Annotated in this window: 18 protein-coding genes; 4 read left to right on the forward strand and 14 right to left on the reverse strand. The window is 35.4% G+C overall.

Features of this window, described 5'->3' with window-relative positions; all coding sequences use genetic code 11:
* Nucleotide 1 precedes the first annotated feature (1 nt).
* The 7 genes from AC1RPH_RS04050 to AC1RPH_RS04080 form a co-directional block, all read right to left on the reverse strand.
* Entirely contained in the window at nucleotides 2-751 is a 750-nt protein-coding gene (locus tag AC1RPH_RS04050; protein WP_481761467.1) for a WxL domain-containing protein, read from the reverse strand.
* 51 nt (nucleotides 752-802) lie between these two features.
* Complete coding sequence (locus AC1RPH_RS04055; protein WP_481761468.1) at nucleotides 803-1564, reverse strand: WxL domain-containing protein; 762 nt, start codon at nucleotides 1562-1564, stop codon at nucleotides 803-805.
* 27 nt (nucleotides 1565-1591) lie between these two features.
* Entirely contained in the window at nucleotides 1592-2305 is a 714-nt protein-coding gene (locus AC1RPH_RS04060) for a WxL domain-containing protein (RefSeq protein ID WP_481761469.1), read from the reverse strand.
* A 79-nt stretch (nucleotides 2306-2384) separates the two neighbouring features.
* Nucleotides 2385-4958, reverse strand: a complete 2574-nt coding sequence (locus AC1RPH_RS04065; protein ID WP_481761470.1) for a hypothetical protein — start codon at nucleotides 4956-4958, stop codon at nucleotides 2385-2387.
* Between the two features lie 490 nt (nucleotides 4959-5448).
* Nucleotides 5449-7947 carry a hypothetical protein gene (locus tag AC1RPH_RS04070; RefSeq protein WP_481761471.1) on the reverse strand — a complete coding sequence of 833 codons (2499 nt, stop codon included), beginning with the start codon at nucleotides 7945-7947 and terminating at the stop codon, nucleotides 5449-5451.
* A 279-nt stretch (nucleotides 7948-8226) separates the two neighbouring features.
* Nucleotides 8227-9291: a WxLIP family cell surface protein gene (locus tag AC1RPH_RS04075; RefSeq protein ID WP_481761472.1), complete on the reverse strand. Its 1065-nt coding sequence runs from the start codon at nucleotides 9289-9291 to the stop codon at nucleotides 8227-8229.
* Nucleotides 9284-9919 (reverse strand): WxL domain-containing protein, encoded by a 636-nt coding sequence (locus AC1RPH_RS04080; RefSeq protein ID WP_481761474.1) that lies wholly within the window; start codon nucleotides 9917-9919, stop codon nucleotides 9284-9286. Before AC1RPH_RS04080 ends, AC1RPH_RS04075 begins: the two co-directional genes overlap by 8 nt.
* Before the next feature lie 210 nt (nucleotides 9920-10129).
* Between AC1RPH_RS04080 and AC1RPH_RS04085 the strand changes: the two genes are divergently transcribed.
* From AC1RPH_RS04085 to AC1RPH_RS04100, 4 genes are all read left to right on the forward strand, one after another.
* A complete protein-coding gene (locus tag AC1RPH_RS04085) occupies nucleotides 10130-11602 on the forward strand; it encodes a helix-turn-helix domain-containing protein (protein WP_481761475.1) in 1473 nt (490 codons plus the stop codon).
* Nucleotides 11595-12014 carry a hypothetical protein gene (locus AC1RPH_RS04090; protein WP_409022196.1) on the forward strand — a complete coding sequence of 140 codons (420 nt, stop codon included), beginning with the start codon at nucleotides 11595-11597 and terminating at the stop codon, nucleotides 12012-12014. Before AC1RPH_RS04085 ends, AC1RPH_RS04090 begins: the two co-directional genes overlap by 8 nt.
* Before the next feature lie 112 nt (nucleotides 12015-12126).
* Nucleotides 12127-12720, forward strand: a complete 594-nt coding sequence (gene clpP, locus AC1RPH_RS04095; RefSeq protein WP_409022195.1) for an ATP-dependent Clp endopeptidase proteolytic subunit ClpP — start codon at nucleotides 12127-12129, stop codon at nucleotides 12718-12720.
* A gap of 126 nt (nucleotides 12721-12846) precedes the next feature.
* Nucleotides 12847-13365, forward strand: coding sequence for a DsbA family protein (locus tag AC1RPH_RS04100; RefSeq protein WP_481761625.1), 519 nt, complete (start codon nucleotides 12847-12849; stop codon nucleotides 13363-13365).
* A 62-nt stretch (nucleotides 13366-13427) separates the two neighbouring features.
* Here the strand turns inward: AC1RPH_RS04100 and AC1RPH_RS04105 are convergent, their stop codons facing one another.
* The 7 genes from AC1RPH_RS04105 to uvrA all read right to left on the reverse strand — a co-directional run bounded on the left by AC1RPH_RS04105 (nucleotide 13428) and on the right by uvrA (nucleotide 21162).
* On the reverse strand, nucleotides 13428-13679 hold the full coding sequence (locus AC1RPH_RS04105) for a kinase to dihydroxyacetone kinase (RefSeq protein WP_481761476.1): 252 nt from the start codon (nucleotides 13677-13679) through the stop codon (nucleotides 13428-13430).
* A gap of 26 nt (nucleotides 13680-13705) precedes the next feature.
* On the reverse strand, nucleotides 13706-14644 hold the full coding sequence (whiA, locus tag AC1RPH_RS04110; protein WP_409022193.1) for a DNA-binding protein WhiA: 939 nt from the start codon (nucleotides 14642-14644) through the stop codon (nucleotides 13706-13708).
* 20 nt (nucleotides 14645-14664) lie between these two features.
* Nucleotides 14665-15684 carry a gluconeogenesis factor YvcK family protein gene (locus tag AC1RPH_RS04115; RefSeq protein ID WP_409022192.1) on the reverse strand — a complete coding sequence of 340 codons (1020 nt, stop codon included), beginning with the start codon at nucleotides 15682-15684 and terminating at the stop codon, nucleotides 14665-14667.
* Nucleotides 15681-16565: an RNase adapter RapZ gene (gene rapZ / locus AC1RPH_RS04120; protein ID WP_481761477.1), complete on the reverse strand. Its 885-nt coding sequence runs from the start codon at nucleotides 16563-16565 to the stop codon at nucleotides 15681-15683. The genes AC1RPH_RS04115 and rapZ overlap by 4 nt, the downstream gene beginning before the upstream one ends.
* A gap of 87 nt (nucleotides 16566-16652) precedes the next feature.
* Nucleotides 16653-17534, reverse strand: a complete 882-nt coding sequence (gene sdaAA / locus AC1RPH_RS04125; RefSeq protein WP_481761478.1) for an L-serine ammonia-lyase, iron-sulfur-dependent, subunit alpha — start codon at nucleotides 17532-17534, stop codon at nucleotides 16653-16655.
* An 11-nt stretch (nucleotides 17535-17545) separates the two neighbouring features.
* The gene (locus AC1RPH_RS04130; protein WP_481761479.1) at nucleotides 17546-18205 is read right to left on the reverse strand and encodes a serine dehydratase beta chain; all 660 of its coding nucleotides are present in this window, start codon (nucleotides 18203-18205) and stop codon (nucleotides 17546-17548) included.
* A 101-nt stretch (nucleotides 18206-18306) separates the two neighbouring features.
* Nucleotides 18307-21162, reverse strand: coding sequence for an excinuclease ABC subunit UvrA (gene uvrA / locus AC1RPH_RS04135; RefSeq protein ID WP_481761480.1), 2856 nt, complete (start codon nucleotides 21160-21162; stop codon nucleotides 18307-18309).
* Between the last annotated feature and the right edge of the window lie 2 nt (nucleotides 21163-21164).

Consider the following 21164-nt stretch of genomic DNA (forward strand, 5'->3'; position numbering starts at 1 on the left):
TTTACATCCCTGCGTCAGTAATTGTCCATGTTAAATCAGTGGTATATGGTTTAGCTTCTTTAGCTGAATTACCAGGTACGGCTAATGAAACAGCCTTCATTGCTGTATCCTTTGTAGCATCTGCATCATATACACCAAATGAATCTGTCCAAGTACCCATACCTTGACCCTTAGCTGCATTCAAGACTTCAACAGCGCTACCAGGTGTTGCTGTAATTGTAGCATCGGCTATAGCTGGGGTTGTTGCATTAGTTACACTATCCATATTTTTAGAATTTAATTTTTGTGATCCCATTTTTAATACTGCACCATCTAAATCTGCTGAGCCATCATTAAATTGTTTTTCTTGTTTAACTGAAAGTTTCCAACCAGCATTAGTACCACGTTTATCCGTTACTTGTAAGTAAGTAGCATATTTAGCACCACTAACTGCTTTGACAGGTGCAGCGTAGTAAGTTGTATCGTCCCCAGAAATTTTGTTTTCACCAAAATCAAAGTTAGAAACGTAATCAATTGATAATGGTCCATCAGTACCAGGACTAACAGGAGGAACAGTTGGTTCTAATGGATCAACGGGTTTATCTGGATCAACTGGGTTAACGGGTGGTGTTTTATCATCATTTTCTGTAAAACCAATCTTACCTAATGATGTGTAATTTTCTGTATGGTCTGCGGCATGTACAGCTGGTGCTGCAGTTAAACCTAATGTTGATAAAATAATTGCGCTTGTTACGATTTTAGTTGTTTTCATTTTAATTTCCCCTTTTAATTAATAACCTTTTTTTATTGATAGAATTAATTCTTATAAGTTAGCGTCTGTAAGTGTCCATGTTAAATCTGATGTGTATTTTTCTGCGACTTTTTTGCTATCACCAGGGATAGCTAATTTAACAGAAGCTTTAGCTTTATCAGCGTCTTTAGTTGCATTACCGAATGCTTCAACCCAAGTACCAGAACCTTCGCCATCTTTAGCTTGCATAACAACTTTATCACCTGATGCAGAAGAAATTGCAAGGTTATCTGTTAAAATTGATGGTGCTGGTTTTGTACCATTTTTATCAGCATTATTTGCTTCAGGGTTAGATAACGTAATTGTTGTGCCATCTAATACTGATTTTGTTGTTTCACTTGTAAATGCTTTTGATTGTTGAACTGAAAGTTTCCAGCCAGATACTGTACCACGGTTATCTGAAACTTGTAAGAAGTTTGCAAGGTCTTTTTTAGTTCCAGCTGTTGGGTTATCTGTTGTTGCTGCAACTAATTCCGAGTTATATGTTGTATCATTACCTGTTACTTTTTGTGTACCAAAGTTAAAGTTAGAAACGTAGTCAATTGCTAATGGGCCACCAGTACCTGGGTTCACTGGGTCTGTTGGATCGATAGTATGTCCTGGATCTGTTGGATCAGTAATACCAGGGTCTGTTGTTCCGTCATTTTTAGTCAATTCAACGTTACCATGTGATACATAATCTTTTGTTTCTGATGCGTTAGCTGTTGTAACAGCTGTTCCTGTAATACCTAATCCAAGTAATGCAGCGAATAATAATTTATTTGTTTTTTTCATAATATATATTTCCCCTAATCTCTTTTTTTATAGTTTAGCATCTGTCAAAGTCCATGTTAGTTCAGACTTATAAGCCCCTGCTACTTTTTTCGACTCAGCTGGAACAAACAATGAAATACTTTGTTGAGCAGCTGTATTATCTTTACCAAAACGATCCGTCCAGGTCCCCATACCATTGTCCAACTTAGCTGTCATCACAGTAACTGCCTTACCATCTGGCTTAATTGCTGCTTGACTATCCGTCGGTCTATGCAGGTTACTACCATTAACAACACCATTCATCAACGTGATAACCGTTCCATCTAATTTATTTTTACCATTCATAAATGGATTGGTCTGTGCAACGGTTAATTTCCACCCTGCATTTGACCCACGGTTATCCGTTATCTGAACATAGTTTGGATAATCTCCGACTTTACCGTTCTTATCAGCTAACTGGTCAAGTTGTGCATAATAAACACTATCTTTACCAGAAATTTTTTGTTGACTGAATTGTAAGTTCGAAACGTAATCAATCGATAACGGACCTGGCGTCCCCGGATTAACAGGTCTAACTGGTTTTACCGGATCCGTCGGATTAATTGGATTAACAGGTCGTGTTTCATCAGTACTTCCAACTAACTCAATAGTCGCATGCGATTGATAGCCCACTGTATCGCTTGCTGAAACTTGCGTTACGGCGAAACCAACAGGTACCATGCTTCCTAAAAGAATCCCCATAATTGTACTTCTTTTTAGCATCGTATTTTCTCCCCTCGTAAGATTTTGGTAGTTTTTAATATTAGCAATATGCTAACGATTAACATTAATTAAACAAGGTTTATGAATGTGGCGTATCCGCTAATGTCCATGTTATTTCCCCTGTATAGTCCCCTGCTTTAAGCAAAGGGTTATTTCCATTAAGTTGAACGATAATTCCTTTGTCGTTTGCCCAACTTACTTCTTGAGTTACCTCAGATTGCCCTGAACCAACTTCTGCACTGTTTGATTCTATATCTTGCGATTGACCAGATGCATCTATATATGTCAATACACCATTTAACTTAACGTTAGCATCGTTATGCTCCGTTAACGGTGTTGTAAGTTGAGCTGTTAAGGTCCAAGCTTGTTTACCCGCGTTAGAAACTTGTACGCTATTAACATGAGGATCAGGGTCACTACGTTGAACTTTAAAGTCTTCTCCGCTGTAAGGTAACGTAACACCTAAAAAAGAACCGTAATTAGTTGCCCCAGGTCCTTCTGTAATTTTCAATCCACCTGTAACTTCAATGTTAATGGTCTTTTTTAAACCATCCGAATTTTTGATAACTGCCTGATAAATACCATCAGTTGAAGTTTGTTTAAGTGTCGTTGAATCAACGCTTACTTTAGATTCAGCACCAGTTGCTAACAACCATCCTTTAGCTTCACTAGTCTTTAGAATTAATGCAGTCAACTCATCAGTTGTTAATTTTTGAATATCTGCCTGCTTTACGCCAAATCCTTTTGCATAAAGGGCAGAGACTTTATCAGTTGCAGTGTCATCATCAGTTACAGTAACTGGTACAGCTACTTTTGCGATTTCATTTGGTTTAACTGCAATATCTGTTAAAAGCATATCTTGGATGTAAAATCCTACTGTTTTATTATCAAGTGGTTTACCTGATGGATTTGTCCCATCAACAGTTAGTGTATGTGCATTAACTGTTGGTTGATTAATAATTGTCAAATCTTTAATCAAATCCGTCTCGCCTGTCTTAACCGTATCGCCAACTTTGATTGTTTGTGGGATAGCAATTGCGCCTAATTTGAATACGTTAACAGTTATAGTAACTGGTTTTTCTTGACGGTTATTACCTGGATCAACTGCCGTAACTAATAGTTCATTTTTACCTGGACCTAGTTTAGACATATTAACTGGTACAGAATACGGTGTAGGATTCTTCACATCCACTGTAATAGTATCGTAAGGATTCTTTTCTGACGTTCCATCTGGATACCCGATTTCAATATTTCCTTTTGTATCATCTGAATCAGTAACATCTCCTGTAATCTCAACACCTTTTTGATCAGCGTAACCGTTAATTATTGTATTTTTAACTGTCGCAACGGGAGGAGTACTAGGTGTTGTCTCTTTATAAGTAAGGTAAGACCCATTAACAAGTGTTGCACCTGGAGCTAAATCAACTTGATTAGCTTTCATAATGTACGCACTATCATCACCAATTGTTTTACTTGGATTACTAATATTTTCAATTCCAATATTAGTGTTTGCTGCTGAACCTTCCATACCTGTCCCGGCTACCCCCCCTTTAAAGTAGTTATTAAAATTAGCGGGGTTTAGAATCTTATCTTGAGAACCGCCCGTATAATTTGTCCAACCACCCAAAGTAGCATTAGACTCTGGATCTTTCAATCTCACATCCAAAACATGCTTCTGACTAGTACTATCCCCAATCATTTTAAAGCCATCATTAGGTCCAATACTCTGTAAAGGAACTTTATCAGAATCTACAAAAGTATCATTTGTTTCCAAGGCACCTATTTTTTGTGAATCTGAATTATTATTTGTAATACTAAAGTAACGGTAAATACCACCAGTCCTACCATATACTGATTCAAAAGTATAACTAACTTTGTACTTACTATCATACATAGTTGCTTTAAATCCCGTGTTCATACTATTTTTATAAAGATGATAATCAGTAATTGACCCATCTAAAAGTCCACCCTCGATACCAGAAATACCGTTGTCTAGGTAAGCTTCATTCACATTATAACCACGAGCTATTTTGTCGCCCATAATCAGCCCGTGTATAATCGATGGACGCGGATTTTTTCCGGTAGTATACGTATATGACCAAGATGGTAAATTAGGTGAACTATTATTGCTTGCTCTATCTGCGTCATTATTATTCGTCAGTTCACTAGGCTGAAAAGGTTCAATACTATTTCCAAAGTACATAACTGGTTCATTAGGCTTATCAGATCTCCCCGATTGTGAAACAAACGTCTTTGCTACATCAGCTGCGTAATCTTTTGTTTCCCATTTAACAGTAGGTAGAATTTCATCTTTTGGTCCAACATATCCAGCTGCTCGAGTGGTAGCTCGAGTACTTCGTTTAGTTTTTTCTGATGATTTAGCTTTTATTTTTAATTCACTTTTTTTAGTTGTTGATTTAGTTTCTACAGATTCACTTGATAGCGCCTTTTTTTCTGATTCACTTGATTCTTTAATCGTTAACTTACTTGATGTTTCATCTGATGATTCGCTTGACATACTGCTCTCATCGGTTTTAGCAAACACACTAGGTTCTCTATGGCTAGCTCCCCCAGCTAACAATCCTGCAAAAACAGCACTTGTCATAATTGTTGCCGAAACCCATTCTTTTTTTCTGTTTTTATACTCTCTCATTTTTTAGCCCTCCCCAATCCTTGCTTTTAACTTATTAATTATTTTATCAATTTAGTCTATTTGATTTCACTAACATATTGCCAATTCACTACTATCCCCTATTTATCTAGCTATTTCTATTAACTTTTATCAAATATACCTTTTAGCAAAGTTAAAAATTCAACATGTACATGCTTTGTCTTTGATTAACATGTACATATTATATCTTCAATGGTGTACGATGTTAAATCAAATTTTTTATTTTTTTAAAAATATTTGAAAATTAAACAAATAATAATTATTCATAAGTTTTATCTCATCATAAAACGAAAATTATTAAGCCACTAAAATACGAATAAAATTTAGTTATCATTAATTTTTATTAAAAAAATCCATATCAATACTTAGCAGTATTGATATGGATTTACTATTATTTGGGATTGTTATTTAGTTCATAATTAAACTGCTAAAAATATTCAAATCATTTAAGATTAAATTAGAAACTATAACATTAAGGTGTATTCTCTAGTGTCCATGTTATTTCCCCTGTATAGGCTCCAGCTTTAAGTGATGTATTACCTCCGTTAAGTTGAGCGACAATTCCTTTATCCTTATCCCAACGGACTTCTTGAGTTGCCTCAGACTGTCCTGAACCAACTTCTGCACTACTTGATTCTATATCTTGTACACCATTAGCTGAATTTACATACTCCAAAACACCAGTTAACTTATCATTAGCACTATCTGTCAAACCTTTTGTAAGTCGAGCAGTTAATGTCCAAGCTTGTTTACCTGCATTAGAAATATTCACACTGCTATTGGTACTAGAATCACTACGTTGGAGATCAAAATTTTCTCCACTGTAAGGTAATATCACGCCACTGGAAGAACCATAGTCAGTTGCAGTAGGTGCTGATGTAATTTTTAATCCACCTGAGACAGTAATCACAATTTCTTTTGTTTGACCATCAGAATTTTGGATAACTGCTTTATAAAAACCATCACCTGAAGTTGGTTTAAGTTCTGTTGACTTAACACTAACTTTAGATTCGGCACCCGTCGCTATCAGCCAGCCTCTAGCTTTACTATTATTCAAGATTAATGTATCTAAATCACCAGTTGATAAGTTTTGAATATCCGCTGTTTTTAATTCAAATCCCTTGGCATAAAGAGCAGAAGTTTTGTCAAATGCAGTATCACTATCAGTTACGGTAACGGGTACAGCTACTTTTGCGATTTCATTTGGTTTAACTGCAGTATCTGTTAAAAGCATATCTTGAATGTAAAATCCTGCTGTTTTATTATCAAGTGGCTTACCTGATGGATTTGTTGTATCCATTTTTAAGGTATGTGCATTAACTGTTGGTTGATTAATAATTGTTAAATTCTTAATTAAGTCCGTTTCGCCTGTCTTAACCGTATCGCCAACTTTGATTGTTTGTGGGATAGCAGTTGCACCTAATTTATAAAGATTGACTGTTACCGTAACAGGTTTTAACTGTTCTACTTCACTATCGTCAACAGCTGTCACTATTATCTTATTTGAACCTAATTTTAATTTAGAAGTGTCAATGTTTGCACTATAATCAGCACTAGTATCTACCTTACCTGTGTCGTACACATTCTCTGTTGTTCCTGACGTTGACCCATCTGGATAGGTAATTTGAATATAACCTTTACTGCCATCCTTATCTAAAACCGTTCCTAAAACTTTAGGCCTATTAGTTTGACTTGCATAAGCATTAATCGTTTGTTCTTTTACACTTGCAACAGGTGCAACAGCTTCCTTATAAGTTTGATAAGAACCCGTTACGAGTGTTCCTCCTGGTTCCAAAGTTTTCGGATTAGCTTTTATTATGAACCCACTATCGCCTTTAAATGGGTTATCTGGATTCTTAATATTTGAAACGGCAATAATTTTATTATGTGGTGATTTTTCCATTCCAGTTCCAAGTGCACCACCATTGAAATAATTATTTAAATAACCAGTATTCATAACATTTGGTTCATCTCCGCCTGTGTAATTCGTCCATCCACCTAATTTGGTATTATTTCTTGGATCATTTAATTTGAAATTTAAACTATGTGCTGACCCAACCATTTTGAATCCTTCATCCGGGCCTAAGCTTTCAATGGTAACAGCATCCTCATCAACGAATGTATCGACGCCCTCAATAGCTCCAACTGCACGAGCCGTTGTGTCATTGTTAGTAATACTAAAATAGCTATAAACACCGCCACTAGCATCATAAACTTCCTCAAATGTATAACTTAATTTATACTTTGTATCATACATAATTGCCTTAAATCCAGTACCTGTTTTATTTTTAAAAAGTTGATATCCAGTGATATCCTTACCTTTAACTGCAGATTCAATTGTATAAGGAATTGATGAAAAGGATGATACCAACCCGTATCCACGATTACCTGGGACACTATTATTAATAATAATTCCATAAGATTTCCTTGGAACAGGATTTATTCCAGTATCAAACATGTAGGCCCAACCAGACTTATTAAGACCACTGACGGGATCATTATTTAATAACTCATTCATTTGAAAAGGAAAATAATTATTTCCAAAATATAATACAGGTTCGCCAGGTTTATTCTGTGAACCCGACTGTGAAACAAATGCCGTTGCTGACTCCGCTGAATAATCTTTTGTTGTATCCCAGTAATCATCAGGAAATACATCATTTGCTGGTCCAACATACCCAGCTGCTCTAGTACTTAGTTTAGCTTTTGCTGACGGTTTAGCTTTTGTTTTTGATTCACTTTTTTTTATTGTGATTGATTTAGTTTTTAGAGAATCACTTGATATCGCCTTTTTTCCTGATTCACTTGTGGCGTTATCTGATGACTCACTTGACATACTGCTCTCATCAGTTTGAGCAAATACACTAGGTTCCCTGTGACTGGCCCCCCCAGCAAATAATCCTGCAAAAACAGCACTTGTTATAAGTGTTGCTGAAATCCATTCTTTTGTTCTACTGTTATGTTTCCTCATCTTTTATCCCTCTCTAATGCTTAATTATCTTATTTATTTGGTCTTACTATCATATCGTTAAGTCATTGTCATCCCCTATTTTTCTAACAATTCCCATTAACTTTTAGTAAAGTGAAGATACAATATGTACATACTACATCTACAATTATTATGTACATATTGTATCTTCAATGGTGCACAATGTTAAATCACATTTTTTACCTTTTTAAAAATATTTGAAAATAAAAAAGTTATTAATTAAAAGATAATATCCCTTAATTAATAACTTTTTCATTTAAATTATTTAATTTTTTGTTGATACTTTCTTTTTAATCTTCGATTAATCCATAATATAACAAAAACATTAACGATTATCAGTACGAACAAGAGTAATATCCAATAGATCCAGTAATTTGTTTGATCGATTGTAACATCCTTCTCATTCAATATTCTTGCTTTTGATCCACTTACCGTAAATTTCTGTTTAAAATGCCATGCCTGATTTTTAGAAGTCATCTCTGCACTAAGTTCGTAGGTACCACTTTTGAGTAATTCACCAGCAGCTAATGGAATTGGAAAGGTAACCGCACTGGTTGGGGCAATTTGCATGTCCTTATTACTTGCTCGATATAATACTTTTGAACTACCTAACCGTCTGACTTGTGTATTTATTTGAACTTTATTTAAAAACATAGCGCTCTGATTTTCAAATCTCGCAGCAATCACATTACGTGCATTAATTTGTGTGATATCAACCGTTTTTAATTTTACTTGTGCGCTAGTTACAGGTTGTTCTCCATGGAATATTACCGCAGTCGTATATAAATAACGATTATCAATAACCGCTCGTTCTGACTTTGTTTGAGACTGAGCATCATTGTCTTCAATCACCGATATACCTCCCGCAACGACACCTGCAAAAGTCGTATTGGGTAACGCAACATCCAAAGTAACTATTTTTTCACTTTTTGCAGGAACAGTTATACGATTCTGACGAGCTCTAACTGCTTTTACCACTGAGAACGGCTGTTGTGCCAATACTTTACTTTGTGATTCCGCGTACTCCACAACCCCATTATAGTTTGTTGTTGCATCCTTAATGAGGACTTCAAACGTTAGTGATTTATCAATAAGATTAGCTACCTTAATTTTCAGCTGTGTTTTAGTTCCTGGTGCTGCTTTTAAATCAAAATAAGTTTTTTTCTTATCTAATTGATAGTCAGATATCATAGGTTGAACAGAAAAGTCAACTTGGCTGGCATTAACCTGCTTAATGTCCACTCCGAATAAAAATAAAATACTGAATAAAAATAAATAGCCGAATCTTTTAATAAATTTTGTGGTTATCATTTCATTATTATTCATTTGATGGCACATCATTTAATGACCATGTAATTTCACTACGATAGACATCTGTCATCTTAGTTGCCTCACGGGGAATATTCAAAGCGATACTATTTCCTTTAGTTGCCTCATTCCCAAAACGGTAAACCCAAGTGCCGTATCCTTCATCACCTTTTGCGGCAACGACTACTTTATTAGCTCCTACAGACAAATCAAAATTTTTCTTATAAAATCCAGGTTTTTTATCCGCAGAAATGGAAACAAGTTCACCATTACTAAAACTAAGATAGGCACCCGTTAACGATTTATGCGTCTCTTCAGATTCAAATTGGCGACTCTGTTTAGCTTCAAGCACCCAACCATTTTCAGTTCCGCTAAAATTTGAAACTTGAACGTAATTGGGTGTGCTTGCCCCTGTTGCCATATCTTGCGCTTTGGCATAACTTTTTTTATCATTCGAATCAATTTTAGTTGTATTGAAACTAAGGGAAGAAGCAAAATCGACTGTTGTTGCTCCAGATTGAAAATCCATAGACAAATCGGATTGCGCACTACCACGATTAGTTTTCGCCGCTTGAATCGTTGCCTCAGATGCAGTCATATAGAGACCTAATAGTGTTACAAAGGCGCTTAATACTATTTTATTCATAAAGATTTCCCTCTCCCTGTCTAAAAAAATTACTCTTCTGTTATTTCTATAATTTGAATACATATATTAATGACATGTTATTTTATATCACCACTTTTGTCAATTTTTTTAAAAATATGATAATTATTGATTCTAGATTTATATGCAAACCGTTGGCAATTCCCCTATAATGGATAGTACATACTCTTTAATGAGGAGGAATCGCGATAAATGGACTTTATATTTAACAAAGATGATATTCGTAAGTTAGAATTATTTTCTTATCTTGAGAATACTTATGACCAATCTGCTTCGCAAACAGACATCCAAAAACATTTTAAATGGTCAAAATATTATACAGCAACAACTATCAAGTCTTTAGAAGAAGATCTTGTCACTGAAGGATTAGACGATTACTATTTATTAAAAGTTAGCAATAACAAAGTAAGTCTACAAAAAAATGGCTTAGATTCCATCGATCACCTATTACTTCTATACGCTAAGCAGTCACCTCAATTTTTGATGCTGAATGCGCTATTTACTAACCCTAATTTTAGTATAGAATCCTTCACCGAATCGTTATTTTTAAGTGAAGCAACTGGTTATCGGACCAAGAAATTTTTAGATGATATGTTACAAAAATTAGGCTTTAAAATCACTAAAAACTTCCAATTAGTAGGTCCTGAAGAAAATATTCGCTTATTTTTTTATAACCTTTATTTAGCTGTCTATAAGAACTACAACTTCCCATTTAATGAAGAAGTTGATCGTAATTCTAGTTTATTTTCTAACCAATTAATTTCTAGCTTAAATCTTGATCTCACACAAATACAATTATTGAAACTAAAGTATTTTTCAGCTGTTCTCATACAAAGTTTAGCTTCTAATCGAAATGATACTAATCGTTTTGCTGATGTTAATTTTGCTAATTCAGACTCAATCATGTCCAATATTCAAGACTGTCTTCAAGAAAATCCAGGTATTAATGGACTTACGGATGAACAGTTATCAATTGAAACAGTATTTGTTCTAAATTTCCTTTATATGGAAGACATTGTTGACGTTACATTTAATAACTCATCTTTCTTTTCACAAATTGAATCACTCAATAATTTTGTTATTAAAGACTTACAAAAGTTCTTTGATATCACATTAAGTGAACAAAGTTATATGACATTATTTGACGAATTATCTCGTATTCATTTTTCTAGTTACCATAGTGCCCAAATTGATTTTAGTTGGCAAGTTGCCGTAGATAATACTATTTTAAAAGAAAATTATAGTTGGTTTTATATCTTCGTTGACCAATTGATAACTAACTTAACAACGAATGTACCGGATATTTTCAAAGAAAAAAACATTAACATGGCCCGTTTAAAATCAGAATATCTTTTCTTATTCATTCGTTATATTGATTTACCAACCGTTTCAAAACCGGTGCATATAACAATTGATTTTTCAAAAGGGAGTAACTACAATGATTTAATTCACAAAAATCTTGATTCAATGCCCTTCTTTAATTTGGAAGTTAACTACAAATTAACAGATCAAACCGATATTTACCTTTCTGACTTCTTGATGGCAGATGTCCCCAGTCGCTACCTAATCTGGAATAGTCCACCATTAGCTTCTGATTGGGAGATATTTGCTAATATGGTTGTGGCTATTCGAACAGATAGTCAGGAGGATATCACTAATGCATAAAAAGTTTAGAACATCCCGCCTAACTAGAATTTCCTTAGCCTCAATCGTAGCTAACTTGTTCATTTTATCCATGTATGTACCCAAACAAATTAAAGCAACACCGCGAAGCGATAGTGAAGATTCTCGTGTAGCTCCTGTGAATCCAATGGATCCCAGAAAAAATGCAGAACCTGTGTCCCCTAAGGTTTCGGCACCTAAAAAACAAAAACCTCGTAAGGTTAAGAAAAAAGTAACAGATAAATCACCAATCGCTTTTGTTTCAACGCAACATTCTGTAACACCTATTAAACCACCTGTAGCCCTTTCAGTATCTTATTCTGGCTACTTGGTTCGTCATTTATCAGGGAACCTACTCTATGGTTCAAAAACAAGGTCATCAGATGCGATTATTTTAAAAGAAACTAAAGAATAAATTTAGTTTATTTTATTTGACCTTTTTTGACCAAGGGTTTAAACTAGCATTACATTAGTTCAAATGCTAATATAAAAAAAGTAAATAATAATAAATTCGGAGGTTTCTAACTATGAATATGGTTCCTACAGTTATCGAACAATCTGCCGGTGGCGAACGTGCCTATGATATCTACTCTCGTCTTTTAAAAGACAGAATCATTATGTTATCTGGTGAAGTTAATGATGATATGGCAAATGCTATTATCGCTCAATTACTTTTCTTAGACGCTCAAGACTCAGAAAAAGATATTTCAATTTACATTAACTCACCCGGTGGTTCTGTTTCAGCCGGTTTAGCTATCTACGATACAATGAACTTCATCAATGCTGATGTTCAAACAATCGTTATGGGTATGGCTGCTTCAATGGCCAGTGTATTGGCAACTGCTGGTACAAAGGGTAAACGTTTTGCATTACCTAACTCAGAAATTATGATTCACCAACCACTTGGTGGCGCTCAAGGTCAAGCAACAGAAATTGAAATTGCTGCTGCACATATCTTGAAAACAAGAACATTGATTAACCAAATTTTAGCTGATGCAACTGGTCAAGATATTAAAGTTATCGATAAAGATACAGATCGTGATAACTTTATGACTGCTGATCAAGCAAAAGAATACGGTTTGATTGATAAAATTATGACTAACAAAAAAGGGCTTAAATAAGCTTTAACGTTTAAGGACACTAACAAGTTAACTTTTGTTAGTGTCCTTTTTTTGAGCGGATAATTATTCAGATGAACCCGTCTTATGCTATACTGACGCTAATAAATGAAGACTGGACTGATAAAAATGGATATTTCAATTATTGATGCTTCAAAAGTAAATCGGGACTTTGGACTTGTGATTGGTAACTCTGACGCGCCAAAAACAATTATTGAGTTTATTAACCTACGTTGCCCCTACTCAAAAGAATGGTTCGAAAAATCTAAAGAGACTTTAGATTCTTATGTTGCAAACGGACGTGTAAAACGTGTCATCAAACTTTTTGATAAAGAAAAAGAATCCTTACAACGTGGTAATGTTGCTCATCATTATCTTCCTTTAGATAATCCGCAAAAATCTTACGATTTAATAACTGAATTATTTAAAACGCAAGATACGTGGAAAGACTTAACACTGGATGAGGTTGCTGCCTATATGGAAAAGACCTTTAGTTTAACTGACGTTTCTGATAAAACTTACATTAACTCAATTATCGCTGAAGCTAACGACGCAAATATTCAATTTGTACCAACCGTTATCGTTGACGACCATATTTTTGATGAATCAATTGATCTAGCTACCTTAAAATCATATTTAGATAAATAAAAAATACGCATATAATTAATAGCTAAGATAAAAGCTATCAGTTATATGCGTATTTTATTTGGTTAACCTTTTAATCCTTTAGATTGTCTGACCATATCTTCAACAACAACATCAAAGATTTCTCCAAGTCCAGCACAATATTCTAATATTTCCCACGGCGCATTCGTATGGAAATGCAGTTTCATTAAATCAGAATCTCCCGCAACAAGTAAACTATCACCTTTGAATTGACGTAAAATCTTATCGTTCAATTGGTCCTCGTCTAATGTACTACCTTCTATTAGTAGTTGCGTATCATATTTAAATGTTATCATGCTATCTCACCTCTTTAAAATTTCGTTTATTTTTCACCAATTCGAACTTTTTCAGCAAATTCGTTAATTTTTCGTAGCCGATGATTAATCCCAGATTTTGAAATTGGACCACCTGGTACTAAATCACCTAATTCTTTCAAACTAACTTCTTGATGAACCAGACGTGTTTCAGCAACTTCTTTTAATTTAGAAGGTAATTGCCCTAAACCAACAGAATGTGCAATAAACTCAATATTAGCAATTTGTTTATTCGCAGCATCCGCCACTTTATTCATATTAGCTGTTTCGCAATTAACCATGCGATTAACTGAATTACGCATATCGCGGACAATCCTAATATCTTCAAACTTCAACATAGCCGTTGTTGCGCCAATTAATGACAAGAAATCAGCAATTTTTTCTGCTTCTTTTAAATAAACGATATAACCACTTCGACGTTCAGTCATTCTAGCGTTGAATCCAAATTTATTAATCATTTCGCAAATTGTTTGATTATGTTCTTCATAGACTGAGTAAATTTCCAAATGATAACGGCTTGTTTCAGGATTATTAACAGAACCACCTGCCAAAAATGCCCCACGTAAATATGAACGCATCATCATATCATCATGGGCCAACAGATCCATTGGTACACCCATTTTAAGTTGCATATCTTCAATGATATCCAGGTCTTTTAAAACAAAATCACTACCTGTTTTTAAACGTACAATATAAATATTATTTTTCTTTAATTTCATTTTACGACGAACTAATAGTTCACTTGTAATGTCATAAAATTCATTTAAAAGTTCATAAATCCGTCTCGCAATTGCGGGATTCTCAGTCTGAACATTTAAAACAAATTGATGATTAATAATACTCAAAGACCCATTCATTCTAATTAACGCCATTAACTCTGCTTTAGCATTATTTTTTCTGACTTTGAGGGTCGTTAATTCTTTTTTCACTTCACTTGCATATGACATTCTTTCACCTTATCTCTGTACTAAATAGTCTTTCTATGTCTTAATTCGCGATTTGGTCGACCAACTAAACGGATTAATTCTTCAACGACTTTATTGCCATCATGGAAGACACCTTGATCTTTTAATTTTAAGAAGTTAGATGAAATCACTCGACAATGTTGTTCCCTTAATCCATTAAAGTCATGTTCAACTTGAATTAAATTCTCATCATATTTTTCTTTATCCATATAACCTTCAGGAACCGGTGCCGTATTCACAAGCACTGTATTCACAAAACATTTACCTAGGTGCCCATTCAAAATACGCACATGATCAGCATCAGTAAAATGTTCTGTTTCACCCTTTTGCGTCATAATATTACAGATATAAACAACTTCTGCTTTTGTTTCAGACAGTGCCTTACCCACATTACCAATAACTAAATTAGGCAAAATACTTGTGAACAAACTCCCAGGTCCAAGGACAATTTGGTCTGCTTCAAGAATAGCTTGAACAACTTCTGGTACAGCTTCTGGCACACTAGTTTCACTTTTTTCACTTGAGGTTACCCAAACACGCTTAATTGATTTTCTAGCGGCAGTTATTTCTGCTTCCCCCGCTAAAAAAGTGCCATCAGAAAATTCTGCATTTAATACTAACGGTTCATCCGCAACGGGATAGACATGTCCATCAACTCTCATCATTTCTGATAATTCTTGGACAGAAGCAAAAACACCATTTTTCATTTCAGTTAGTGCTGCAATAATTAAATTACCAATCGCATGTCCTGCAAAAAATCGATCGGACGTATCAAACCGATACTGGAATATATCTAAATATATTTCTGGTAACTCAGATAATGCGGCAATAACATTACGAATATCACCAGGCGGCACAACATTCACGTAATCTCTGATAATACCTGACGAACCACCATCATCAGCAACCGTTACAATCGCCGTGATATCAGCATTTTTATCTCTTAAACTTTTTAAAATAACGGGTAGCCCTGTTCCGCCACCAATAACGACTATCTTAGGTCTATGTCCACTTCTCGTCATGATCGATTGACCGATTCTTTACTTTTATTAATATCACGGTGTGTAACGTTCACCGGATAGTTAATTTTCAATTCTTCACTCAATCTTTTAGCTAAAGCAACTGAGCGATGTTGTCCACCAGTACAGCCAATCGCAATCGTTAAATTGGTTTTACCTTCAGCTTCGTAGCCAGGTAAAATTGACTCAATTAACGATTCAAATTTGGTATAAAAACCTTCTGTAGCTGGTTGTTTCATCACATAATCATAAACTGCCTTATCTAAGCCAGTTTGTGGTTTTAATTCTGGAATATAGTGTGGGTTAGGTAAGAAACGGACATCCATCACGATATCTGCATCGATAGGTAGGCCATATTTAAATCCGAATGATAAGACTTCAACATGAAAATTAGCTGTTTCTCTGGTTTCAAAATTATGAAAAATCTCTTCACGTAACTGACGTGGTGACAAATTAGTCGTATTAATCACTAATTGTGCTTGTGTTTTAATATCATTTAATAAGTCACGTTCTTTTTCAATGCCATCCATCAGACGGCCTTCCATTGCTAACGGATGCGCACGTCTTGTTTCTTTGTAACGAGAAACTAATTCTGCATCTGATGCGTCAAGAAAGACAATTTTAGTGGTTACAAATTCAGTGTTATCAAATCCTGATAACATTTCGATAATTTCATCATAAAAAGCTCTTGATCTTAAATCCATAACAAGGGCAATTTTTGAAATTTTACCTGACTCTTTTACCAACTCCCAGAACTTAGGTAATAAAGTTGGTGGTAAGTTATCAATACAAAAATAACCTAAATCTTCAAAACTTTGCATTGCGACCGTCTTACCGGCCCCACTCATCCCTGTAATTACAACTAGCTCTAACGTATCTGTCATATTCATTCCTCCAAATCTACTATAATTATTATAACATACCTGGTGTTTCTTTTGTATCTGCGCACAAAAAAAGAGTTGTTTCCAACCCTATATCGTTTCACCAAATATTTTCATTTTAATTGCTTGGCCCGTTGGTGTACTAGCTAATCCACCAATCCCAGTTTCTCTAAGCGAGCTCGGCATACGTTCGCCAATGTCTTTCATAGCCATAATAACTTCATCAGCTGGTACTTTGTTAGATAATCCAGCAAGTGCCATATCTGCTGCCGTTAAAGCATTCACGGCTCCTATTGCATTTCGCTTGATACATGGAATTTCAACTAATCCAGCAACTGGATCACAAACCAGTCCCAATAAATTACTAAGTCCCATCGCAAAAGCCTCTGCACATTGTTCCGGCGTTCCACCAGTAACCTCAACGGCGGCAGCTGCTGCCATTGCTGATGCACTGCCGACTTCTGCCTGACAGCCACCAGTCGCTCCGGCAATCATGGCATTATTTGCCACGATCATTCCAAAGGCACTTGACGTAAATAAAGCTTGTAACATCTTTTCATGTGATAAATTTAATCGTTTTTGTATCATGAAAATAACCCCAGGCAACGTTCCAGATGAACCTGCAGTCGGTGTCGCACAAATAAGTCCCATCGAAGCATTGACTTCATTAGTCGCAATTGCATATTGCATCGCCTCTAAGTTAGCATCCCCAGATAAAGAGTGCCCTTTCTCACGATATTTCCGTAGTAAGACCGCATCTCCACCCGTTAATCCCGTTGCTGAAGAAACGCCTTCACCATTTGATCCCTTTTCAATCGCTTGCTTCATCACTTCAAGATTAGCAGACATTTTTTCAATGATAACGTCTCTAGTTTCACTTGATTGCGCCATTTCTTGTTCAATCATTAATTCTGAAACTAATTTGTGTTCTTTATTAGCAGTTGAAACTAACTCAGCAATACTTTTATACAAGATGGAACCTCCTATTTTAAATAAATGAGATTGTGCGTTAATAATCGCAGTTGCTTAATATCAGTCTCAGTAATATTCTTGGATAAATCATATTCATACATAATATCCTCTGGCATTAACTCAGATTCACTTTGCATAACAATAGTTGTCGATTTTTCGATTTGTTTTTGAATTTTATTTTTATTTACTGGATTAGCTTCCAACACTAGTATCGGTAAACTACCCTTTGGAAAAAATTGTTGTTTTTTTATAGTGAAAGCCCTAATTTCAATTGTGCCACCACCAATTGAGCAACCCATTAATTCGATTTTTTTTGTCTCATTTTCAATCGTTAATTTAACACTATTCGGATGGTTAATTGGACTTGGGTGTGCATCTTCAATAAACTGAATCTCAATCCCCATTTTTTCCGCAATCTGAATTGACTGTGGGCAACGGACATCATCAGGTTCAAAGCCTAATACCCCAGCAACGGTCGCAAAATCAGTCCCGTGCCCGCGATGTGTTTTTGCGAATGATTCATAATAGCGAACTTTTAATTTAGTGATTCTCCCATTAAATAATTGAAATCCAACCTTACCGATTTTAGCGGCACCAGCTGTATGTGAACTAGATGGTCCGATCATAACAGGTCCAATAATATCAAAAACACTCTTATAGTTATTGCCCATGGTCAGCCGTTCCTCCAATTTATTTTATGTCTTCTTTAAAGTTAACACTTTTTAAAAAAAAAGGAATAAAAAAAAGCCAGATTTTCATCTGACTTCTTAATTTATTTATTCATTCTCGCACGATCACGTTCTAAGATTGGTTTTAAATAGTGTCCCGTATAACTTTCAGGCACTTCAGCAATTTCTTCTGGTGTTCCAGTCGCAAGAATCGTTCCGCCACCTTCGCCGCCTTCTGGACCTAAATCAATTAAATAGTCAGATGTTTTAATCACATCTAAGTTATGTTCAATAACCAAGACTGTGTTACCCGCATCAACCAAACGATTTAAAACGCTAAGTAGGCGTTTAATGTCATCTGTATGCAAACCAGTTGTTGGTTCATCAAGAATATAAAAACTCTTACCATTTGATTGACGATGTAATTCAGAAGCTAACTTCATCCGTTGCGCTTCACCACCTGATAATGTTGTTGCCGATTGGCCTAACGAAACATAGCCCAAACCAACATCAACAATTGTCTGCAGTTTACGTCTGATTTTAGGAATTGGTTCGAAGAATTTCAAAGCTTCGCCAACTTTTAAATCTAAAATATCAGAGATTGTCTTACCTTTGTAAGTCACTTCAAGTGTTTCAGAGTTATAGCGTGCCCCGTGACAAATTTCACATGGCACATAGACATCTGGTAGGAAATTCATTTCTATTTTAATAATCCCGTCACCTTTGCAGGCTTCACAACGTCCACCTTTGACATTAAAACTAAAACGACCTTTTTTATAACCACGTAATTTTGCTTCGTTAGTTTCCGCAAATAAATCACGAATATTATCGAAGACGCCTGTATAAGTTGCGGGATTACTTCTCGGTGTTCGACCAATTGGACTTTGATCAATATTAATAACACTTTCAATATTTTGAACACCAGAAACTGATTTATATTTACCTGGTTTTTCAGAATTTCGATTTAACTTTTGTGATAATACCTTTTTCAAAATACCATTCACTAAAGTTGATTTACCGGAACCTGAGACACCTGTAACTGAAATGAATTTACCTAAAGGAAAATCGACCGTTACATTTTTTAAGTTATTCTCTTTTGCGCCGGTAATTCGAATCTTCTTACCATTGCCAGCACGTCGTTCATCAGGTAATGATATAAATTTCTTTCCTGATAAATATTGTCCAGTTAATGATTTGCGACTCTTTTTAACTTGTGTGGGCGTTCCAGCAGCAACAATTTCACCACCTAATTCACCAGCACCAGGACCAACATCAATTAAATAATCAGCAGCCATCATGGTATCCTCATCATGTTCAACCACAATTAAAGTATTACCCAAATCACGCATTTTCTTAAGTGATTCAATTAAGCGATCATTATCACGTTGATGCAACCCGATTGAAGGTTCATCTAAAATATATAAAACACCCGATAAATTAGAGCCAATTTGCGTGGCTAGTCGAATCCGTTGTGCTTCTCCACCTGAAAGTGTTCCTGCAGAACGTGATAATGTCAGATAATTTAAGCCAACATTTTGTAAGAATGTTAAGCGGTCACGAATTTCTTTCAAAATAGGTGCTGCAATAATTGATTCTTTTTCTGACAAGTTAACGTTATCAAAGAAAGGTAAGCCGTCACCAATTGAAAGTGCGGAAATTTTACCAATATGTTGGCCATTAATTTGGACGGCTAATGCTTTACGATTCAAGCGGTAACCGTGACATGTTTGACACGTTAAGCTGGTCATATATTTACGCATTTGTTCACGCGTAAAGTCACTATTAGTCTCCGTATGACGACGACTAATATTTGTAATAACCCCTTCAAATAATGCATCTACATCACGAACGCCACCAAAGTCATTAGCGTAATGGAAATGAAATTCACGTGTTCCAGCGCCATTCAAAACAATATCACGTTGTTCATCTGTTAACTTTTCAAATGGCACATCCATTGGAATTCCAAAAGCTTCTGCAGCTTGGGCTAACATCGATGGGTAATATTGCGAACTAATAGGATTCCATGGCTCAATTGCCCCTTCTGCTAGCGTTTTAGTTGGATCTGGAACGACTAAATCTTCATCGACTTCTAACTTCATTCCTAAACCATCACAAGTTTCACAAGCACCAAATGGTGCATTAAATGAGAACAAACGTGGTTCTAATTCTCCAACTGTAAATCCACAAATAGGACATGCATAATGTTCGGAAAATTGAATTGTTGCACCATCTGTATCACCATCAAGAATATCTGCAGTGGCGTAGCCAGAAGATAAACGTAATGCTGCTTCAAATGAATCAAATAAACGTGAGCGAATGCCCTCTTTGACAACAATCCGATCAATCACAATATCAATAGAGTGTTTGACCTTTTTTTCAAGATCAAATTCTTCATCAATATCATGAAGCTCGCCATCAACTCGAACACGGACGAATCCTTCTCGTTTGATCGTTTCAAATATCTTTTTATGTTGTCCTTTTTTATTGCGAATAATAGGTGATAAAATTTGAAGTTTTGTACGCTCTTTTAACTCTAAAACACGGTCAACCATTTGTTCAACGGATTGACTCGTGATTTCATGACCATCATTTGGACAAATTGGATGTCCAACTCTAGCCCATAATAATCTTAAATAATCATTAATTTCAGTGACTGTCCCAACTGTTGATCGTGGGTTTTTTGAAGTTGTTTTTTGGTCAATCGAAATAGCAGGTGATAACCCATCAATTGAGTCAACATCTGGCTTATCCATCTGCCCTAAAAATTGACGTGCATATGCTGATAAACTTTCAACATAGCGACGTTGTCCTTCAGCATAAAGTGTATCAAAAGCTAATGAGCTTTTCCCTGATCCTGAAAGTCCCGTAATCACAACTAATTTATCTCTTGGGATAGTGACATCCACATTTTTTAAATTATGCGCACGCGCACCATGGATCACAATTTTATCATTTTTCAAGA

It is taken from the genome of Dellaglioa sp. CoH-57-MRSF-16 (assembly GCF_056782055.1).

What these genes read in the sequence shown, in the direction of transcription:
- AC1RPH_RS04085 (WP_481761475.1), top strand. Translation starts at nt 10,130, where the DNA reads ATGGACTTTATATTTAACAAAGATGATATTCGTAAGTTAGAATTATTT.
- AC1RPH_RS04065 (WP_481761470.1), bottom strand. Translation starts at nt 4,958, where the DNA reads ATGAGAGAGTATAAAAACAGAAAAAAAGAATGGGTTTCGGCAACAATT.
- AC1RPH_RS04115 (WP_409022192.1), bottom strand. Translation starts at nt 15,684, where the DNA reads ATGACGAGAAGTGGACATAGACCTAAGATAGTCGTTATTGGTGGCGGA.
- AC1RPH_RS04105 (WP_481761476.1), bottom strand. Translation starts at nt 13,679, where the DNA reads ATGATAACATTTAAATATGATACGCAACTACTAATAGAAGGTAGTACA.
- AC1RPH_RS04100 (WP_481761625.1), top strand. Translation starts at nt 12,847, where the DNA reads ATGGATATTTCAATTATTGATGCTTCAAAAGTAAATCGGGACTTTGGA.
- AC1RPH_RS04050 (WP_481761467.1), bottom strand. Translation starts at nt 751, where the DNA reads ATGAAAACAACTAAAATCGTAACAAGCGCAATTATTTTATCAACATTA.
- AC1RPH_RS04060 (WP_481761469.1), bottom strand. Translation starts at nt 2,305, where the DNA reads ATGCTAAAAAGAAGTACAATTATGGGGATTCTTTTAGGAAGCATGGTA.
- AC1RPH_RS04075 (WP_481761472.1), bottom strand. Translation starts at nt 9,291, where the DNA reads ATGAATAATAATGAAATGATAACCACAAAATTTATTAAAAGATTCGGC.
- AC1RPH_RS04080 (WP_481761474.1), bottom strand. Translation starts at nt 9,919, where the DNA reads ATGAATAAAATAGTATTAAGCGCCTTTGTAACACTATTAGGTCTCTAT.
- whiA (WP_409022193.1), bottom strand. Translation starts at nt 14,644, where the DNA reads ATGTCATATGCAAGTGAAGTGAAAAAAGAATTAACGACCCTCAAAGTC.
- AC1RPH_RS04070 (WP_481761471.1), bottom strand. Translation starts at nt 7,947, where the DNA reads ATGAGGAAACATAACAGTAGAACAAAAGAATGGATTTCAGCAACACTT.
- rapZ (WP_481761477.1), bottom strand. Translation starts at nt 16,565, where the DNA reads ATGACAGATACGTTAGAGCTAGTTGTAATTACAGGGATGAGTGGGGCC.
- AC1RPH_RS04055 (WP_481761468.1), bottom strand. Translation starts at nt 1,564, where the DNA reads ATGAAAAAAACAAATAAATTATTATTCGCTGCATTACTTGGATTAGGT.
- clpP (WP_409022195.1), top strand. Translation starts at nt 12,127, where the DNA reads ATGAATATGGTTCCTACAGTTATCGAACAATCTGCCGGTGGCGAACGT.
- AC1RPH_RS04130 (WP_481761479.1), bottom strand. Translation starts at nt 18,205, where the DNA reads ATGGGCAATAACTATAAGAGTGTTTTTGATATTATTGGACCTGTTATG.
- AC1RPH_RS04090 (WP_409022196.1), top strand. Translation starts at nt 11,595, where the DNA reads ATGCATAAAAAGTTTAGAACATCCCGCCTAACTAGAATTTCCTTAGCC.